The sequence below is a fragment of the Gluconacetobacter sacchari genome, from assembly GCF_014174255.1.
In the GTDB taxonomy this organism is placed as follows: Bacteria; Pseudomonadota; Alphaproteobacteria; order Acetobacterales; family Acetobacteraceae; genus Gluconacetobacter; species Gluconacetobacter sacchari.
On the sequence record NZ_JABEQJ010000023.1, the window covers coordinates 73,420 to 79,793 of the forward strand.

The 6,374-nt window shown below is 74.1% G+C and carries 5 protein-coding genes; 2 read left to right on the plus strand and 3 right to left on the minus strand.

Features of this window, described 5'->3' with window-relative positions; translation table 11 throughout:
- Positions 1–2: 2 nt before the first annotated feature.
- The 3 genes from HLH48_RS16175 to HLH48_RS16185 are packed head-to-tail and all read right to left on the minus strand — an operon-like array spanning position 3 to position 4,848.
- Positions 3–2,798, minus strand: coding sequence for a DUF4159 domain-containing protein (locus tag HLH48_RS16175; protein WP_182998510.1), 2,796 nt, complete (start codon positions 2,796–2,798; stop codon positions 3–5).
- A complete protein-coding gene (locus HLH48_RS16180) occupies positions 2,795–3,790 on the minus strand; it encodes a DUF58 domain-containing protein (RefSeq protein ID WP_246387399.1) in 996 nt (331 codons plus the stop codon). The genes HLH48_RS16175 and HLH48_RS16180 overlap by 4 nt, the downstream gene beginning before the upstream one ends.
- A gap of 8 nt (positions 3,791–3,798) precedes the next feature.
- Positions 3,799–4,848 carry an AAA family ATPase gene (locus tag HLH48_RS16185; protein ID WP_182998511.1) on the minus strand — a complete coding sequence of 350 codons (1,050 nt, stop codon included), beginning with the start codon at positions 4,846–4,848 and terminating at the stop codon, positions 3,799–3,801.
- Positions 4,849–4,912: 64 nt separating this feature from the next.
- On the opposite strand from HLH48_RS16185, the gene HLH48_RS16190 reads away from it, so the two are divergent.
- Together HLH48_RS16190 and HLH48_RS16195 are read left to right on the plus strand one after the other, a co-directional pair.
- Complete coding sequence (locus tag HLH48_RS16190) at positions 4,913–5,545, plus strand: DUF1285 domain-containing protein (protein WP_264812436.1); 633 nt, start codon at positions 4,913–4,915, stop codon at positions 5,543–5,545.
- Positions 5,542–6,374, plus strand: an 833-nt coding sequence (locus HLH48_RS16195) for a CCA tRNA nucleotidyltransferase (protein ID WP_182998522.1), incomplete at its 3' end; no start/stop codon positions are given. The genes HLH48_RS16190 and HLH48_RS16195, both read left to right, overlap by 4 nt.

Below are 6,374 nucleotides of genomic sequence, written 5' to 3' on the forward strand. Positions count from 1 at the left end.
GGTCATTCCCCCAGCCGCCGCAGCAAGGCGGGGACATGGACCTGGTCCGCCTTGTAGTTGCCCGTCAGGGCATAGAGTACGGCATTGACGCCGAAGCGGTAGGCGGTGACGCGCTGGGCGGCGCCGTCCGGCACCGTGGCGTAGGGCGTGTCGCCCTGGGCGTCGACCGCCCAGGCATGGGCCCAATCGGCGGAGCCGATGATGACGGGGCTGACTCCGTCATTCGCGCTGTCGCCCTCGCGCGCCACCCAGACGGGCAGGCCGTCATAGCGACCGGGGAAACTGTGCAGCAGGTAGAATGTGTGGGCCAGCACGTGCTTGTCGGTCAGCCGGGTGAGGGGGGGCACGTCCAGGCCCCTGGTCATGCGGCGCAGCGCCGCCGCCGTGCCGGGGGCCTGGGCGGCGAAGCTGGTGCCTTGCGCGGTGCCGGGGGCGGCGGGATCGACGCCCTGGGTATCGATCAGCAGGATGCCGCCATGGCGCATATAGGCGTTCAGTGCCGCCGTGCGCGCGGGGTCGATCGTCGCGTCGGCCGCGACCGGCCAGTAGAGCATCGGGTAGTAGGACAGATCGTCGCGGCCCGGCACCACGCCGTCCGGATGGCCCAGCACGGCCGAGGTCCGGGCGTTGGCGTAGTCGGACAGGCCTTGCAGCCCCTCACGCGAAACGGTGTCGAGGTCGGCGTGTCCGGTCAGGATATAACCCAGCCTCGTTTCCAGCGCGGCGCCGGGCACGCCATCGGGCAGCGGGTCGGCACGGGTGGGGGAGGACAGGGCGGCCAGCAGCAGGATGCCCGTGAGGGCCGCGCGTCCGCCCGACAGCCGGCCCGTCCGCAGCAGCCCCGCCCGCAGCAGCAATGTCAGCACCGCATCCAGCGCCAGCAGCAGCAGGGCGATGGCGACCAGCCAGGGACCGAGGGCGCGGTCGCGGGACTGGCCACCCAGCGCGACTTCGTGGCCGATGGTGGCCTGGGCGGCGATCGGTCCGATCGCGTCGCCCAGATTGAGCGCCCGTCGGCTGGCGTGGGGGCCGTACAGGCCGGGCGGATGGGCGGCGGAGGCCGGCGTTGTGCCGAAAGCGTCGGCCGGGAGTGCCCGCGCGGCAGGCGGCGGTGGGCCGAGGACGGCATCGGCATCCAGCGTCATGTAGGGCGCAAGCAGGGTGTGGTCGGCCGGGGCATCGACGCCGACCGCGCGTTCGGTCAGCCGGCGCAGCATGGCGACGAACAGGCCCGACAGCGGCAGGTTCGACCATTCGGCCGTGCTGGTGACATGGAACAGCACGATTTCGCCCGCGCCCAGCGCGGCATGGGTGACCAGCGGCGTGCCGTCGGTCAGGCGGGCCCAGCTATGGGTGGCCAGATCGGCCGCCGGGCGGGCCAGGACCTGGCGGGAAACGGTGACATCGACGGGGACGGCCAGTCCGTGGAACGGCGAATCGTCGGGGAAGGGGGCCAGATGTTCCGGCTTGCCCCAGGACATCGCGCCGCCCAGCTGGCGTTCGCCGGTCATCAACGGGACGGGCAACAGCGCGTCGGCGGGGGGGATATCAGGTGGGCCGCCTGCGTCTGGCATGCTGTCCGGAGCGGTGGGGTCGTGGTCCGGGCTGCCGTTCAGCAGGGGGCCGGCGAAGCGGATCAGCATGCCGCCCTTGCGGACCCATTCGGTGACGGCGCGGCGGGTCTCGGGGCTGTCCAGCGCGCCGTCCGGCGCGATCAGGACCGAGAGCGGGCGGGCCAGCAGCGTGGCGGCCGGACCTTCGCGCAGTTCGGCGGTCGGGGACAGGGCGCGACGGAGGTAGAACAGCGTGCCCACCAGCGGGGTATCGGTGCCGACGACGCCGATCAACCCAACCGGGCGGCGTCGATCGCCCTCGTCCAGCAGGCGCACGCCGGCCGGGCCGGGCATGTCGCGCAGGGCCAGCCGGTCGATGCGGTTGCGGAGTTCGGCGGGCAGCGCCACGGTGGCCGATCCCTGCCGGGCACCGGCGGCCAGGGGCACCGGCACCAGCGACAGCACGCCGCCATCCGCGGCTTCGGCGCGCACCGTCAACTGGCGCGGGTGGGGGGAAGGCAGGGCGGCGATGGCGACGTGCAATTGCTGGTCGCCGGCGGCCGGGGGAGGCGTGAGAACCGCGATCGTCGCGTTGCGGTCGATCACGGTCTCGACCGGGCCGAGCGCGGTCAGCGCGGCGGCGAACGCCGGGTCGTCGCGGCCGGCCAGCCCGTCGGAGACATAGACGGCGCGTCCGCGCCATCCCCCGGACGCCAGGGCGCGCAGGGCCCGGGCGGCGGCGGCGCGATCGGTCGGCCACGGCATGGGGCGGGTGGATGCCAGCATGCCGCGCAGCAGGGATTGCGGGGTCGGGGCGCCGATGGCGGGGGCCTCGCCGGCCGGGCCGGGGGCGGTGGTCAACAGGCGGACGGGGTGTGTCGCGCGGTCCAGCACGGCATCGACGGCCGCCAGCCGGCGGGACCAGTCGGGCGTCGCGGCCCAGCCATTGTCGAGCACCACGACCAGGTCGGCATCGCGGCCGCCGGGGGCGGCCTGGCGGGGCCGATCCTGGCGCAGTACCGGGCCGGCCAGCCCGAGGATCAGTCCGCCGAGCGCCGCGCAGCGCAGCAGCAGCAGCCAGAGCGGGGCCGTGGCGGCCTGGGTCACCCGGGCCCGCAGGCCGCGCAGCAGCATGATGGCCGGGAAGGCGCGGCGCTGGGGCGGCGGCGGCAGGGTGCGCAGCAGCAGCCACAGTGCCGGCAGCACGGCCAGCGCCGCCAGCAGCCAGGGAAGCTGGAAGATCATGGGCGCTCTCCCCGGCCGGACAGGGCGGCGTGGAGGGCCAGCAGGGCTTCCTCCGGCCGCTGGTCGGTCGTGTGGTGGACCAGCAGATGGCCGTTGGCGCGGCAGAGGGCCGCGAGATCTGCCTGGTGGCGCGCATAGGCGTCGCGATAGGGGCCGCGGATCTGCTCGACGCCGGTGAGGGTCAGCGGGGCCTCGCCTTCCAGGCCCGAGAAGCGGACATGCCCGGCATAGGGCAGTTCGGCCTCGGCGGGGTCGTTGACCAGCAGCAGCAGGGCGCGGGCCGGACGGGCCGCCAGGCCGTGCAGCAACGTTGCCATGGGGGGCAGCGCGGACAACCCGTCACCCACCAGAACCACCCGCGCGTGGCGGGGCACCTGCTGCGGGTGAGGCAGGCCGGCGCCGTCGGGGCCATGCGCCAGGGTGCGCATCAGGGCCACCGCCAGCCGGTCCAGCGCCGCCCGCCCGCCGGGAGGGATGTCGACCGGTTCGCCCGGTGTCAGCAGGCGCACCCGCTCGCCCTGGCGCAGCAGCAGCGCGCCCAGTGCCAGGGTCAGCAGGATGGCGGCATCCGATTTCAGCGGCAGGGCCGGGAGCGAGCGCCAGCGCATCGACGCGCTGGGGTCGCACCACAGGCAGACGGTCTGCGGGGCCTCGGCCTCGGTTTCGCGGACATAGGCGCGGCTGCCGCGCGCCGATTGCCGCCAGTCGATGCGGGTGACCGGCTCGCCGGGCTGGGCGGGGCGGAACTGCCAGAAATCCTCGCCCGCGCCGGCCTGGCGCCTGCCGTGGCGGCCGGTGGCCACGGCAGCGGCGATGCGCTGGGCCGACAGCAGCAGCGACGGCATGCGCGCGGCCAGGTTTTCCGCCGCCGCCAGCGGAACGGCGACCGCGTCCATGCCGGAATCGGGCATGTCCGTCGCCGGGGCGCGACGTGCCAGCGCGCGGCGCAGGAATGCGGCCGCGCGGCCGGACAGGGAGGGGGGCCGCGTCATCGCGACGGTCAGTCCAGCGTGCGGAGCAGGCCGTCGATGAGGTCCGGCAGGTGCCGGTTCTCGGCCCGGGCGGTGAAGGTCAGGGACATGCGGTGCGCCAGGACCGGCTGGGCCAGCGCCGCGATGTCGTCGATGCTGGGCGACAGGCGGCCATCCAGCAGCGCGCGGGCGCGGGTGGCCAGCATCAGCGCCTGCGCGGCGCGGGGGCCGGGGCCCCAGGCGACGGCGTCGCGGATGGTGGCGTCCCGCGTCGTTTCCGGGCGGGCGGCGCGGACCAGGCGGACGATGGCGTCCACCACCCGGTCGCCGACCGGCAGGGCGCGGACAAGGCGCTGGGCCTCGATCAGGTCGCGGTCGCTCAGCACCGGGCGCGGCACCACGTCGCGGCTGCCGGTGGTGGCCAGCAGCATCGCGCGCTCGGCGGTCTCGTCGGGGAAGCCGAGGGGAATCTGGAGCATGAAACGGTCGAGCTGGGCCTCGGGCAGCGGGTAGGTGCCCTCCTGTTCGATGGGGTTCTGGGTGGCGAGGACGTGGAACGGGTGGGGCAGCGGGTGGTCGGTGCCGGCGATGGCGACCCGGTGCTCCTGCATGGCCTGGAGCAGGGCGGACTGGGTGCGGGGGCTGGCGCGGTTGATTTCGTCGGCCATCAGCAACTGGCAGAAGACCGGGCCGGGGACGAAGCGGAAGCTGCGGCGGCCGTGCTCGTCCTCGTCGAGGATCTCGCTGCCGGTGATGTCGGACGGCATCAGGTCCGGGGTGAACTGCACGCGCCGGGCCTGGAGGCCCAGCACCGTTCCCAATGTCGTGACCAGCAGGGTCTTGCCCAGGCCCGGCGCGCCGACCAGCAGCGTGTGGCCGCCCGCCAGGAGGCTGGTCAGGGTCTGGTCGACGACCGTGCGCTGGCCGTGGATGACGCGGCCGATTTCGGCCCGCGCCGCCTGGAGCAGCCCGCCCAGGCGCTCGGCCCGCGCGAGGTCGGCGGTGGCGTCGGCGGCCGGGATGGGAGAGTGGCCCGGCGCGGTGCCGGAAGCGGAAGGCGGGGCGTCCGATATCGTCATGCGCTCAATCTGACAGGTCTGGGGGTTTCATCAAGTCGGGGATGATCCCTATATCGGGGATCGGGTGTTTCAACAGGCGTGGGTTATGCAGTTGGCTGACGATCTGAACAGGCATGTCCTTGCGTCTTTCGACACTGTCCGGTGCGCTTCGCGGCCTGCCGGTCTTTCCGCGCCGCAGGCATGCGGGGCGTTGCCGTTCCGCATCCAGCGCGACGGGACGTGGCTGTATCGCGGCACGCCGATCCGCCGCAAGCCGATGGTCTGCCTGTTCGCGTCGGTGCTGACACGGGATGCCGAGGGCGCGTACTGGCTACGGACGCCGGCCGAGTGCGGCACGATCGAGGTCGAGGACGCGCCGTTCGTGGCCATGGAGCTGCATTGGAGCGGCTGCGGGCGCGAGCAGGTCCTGTCCTTTCGCACCAATGTGGACCTGGTGGTCTGTGCGGGGCCGGATCATGCGATCCTGGCGGAATGGGATGTTCCCTGCGAGGAATGCGGCACTGGCCCGGTTCCTTATCTGCATGTGCGCGACGGGGCGGGGGCCTATCCGATCCAGGCCCGGATCGCCCGCTCGGTCTATTACGAACTCGCGGCCCTCGCGGTTCCCGGCACCTGTCGCGGGACGCCCTGCCTGGGCGTGTGGAGCCAGAATGTGTTCTTTCCCCTCTCGTGCCTGCCGGCGGGGGACGGGAACTGACGCGGGACGGCGGGCTGGCGGCGCTGCCGCCCGGCACGGCGGAGGGGCTGGCGCGCCTGTGGACGCTGCTGCCGGCGGCGCGGCTGGTCGGCGGCGTGGTGCGCGACCTGCTGGCCGGGCGGGCGGTGGCCGATATCGACATGGCCACGCCGGAACCGCCGGAGCGGGTGCAGGCGATCCTGGCCGGGGCCGGGATCAAGGTCGTGGCGACCGGGCTGGCCCATGGCACGGTGACCGCCGTGATCGGCGGCCGGCCCTATGAGATCACGACCCTGCGCCGGGACGAGCGGACCGACGGGCGGCATGCCGTGGTGGCCTGGACCGGCGACTGGCGGCAGGATGCGGCGCGGCGGGACTTCACCATCAATGCGATGTCCTGCGACCGCGACGGGGTGGTGCATGATTATTTCGGCGGCCGGGCGGACCTGGCGGCCGGGCGGGTGCGGTTTGTCGGCGATGCGGCGGCGCGGATCCGCGAGGATGCGCTGCGTGTCCTGCGCTTCTTCCGCTTTCATGCCCGGTATGGGCGGGGCGCGCCGGATACGGCGGCGATGGCCGCGATCGTGGCGTGCCGGGACGGGCTGTCGCGGCTTTCGGCCGAGCGGGTGTGGTCGGAGATGCGGCGCATCCTGGCCGGCCCCGCCCTGATCGCGACCCTGGCGGCGATGGAGGAGGCCGGCGTGCTGGACCGGCTGCTGCCCGGGGGCTGCGACCGGCCCGCGCTGGCGCGGCTGGTCGAGGCGGGGGCGCCGGAGGACGCCGTGCTGCGCCTGGCGGTGCTGGCGCGCGCGGCGCCGGATGTGCTGGCCGCGCGGCTGCGGCTGTCGCG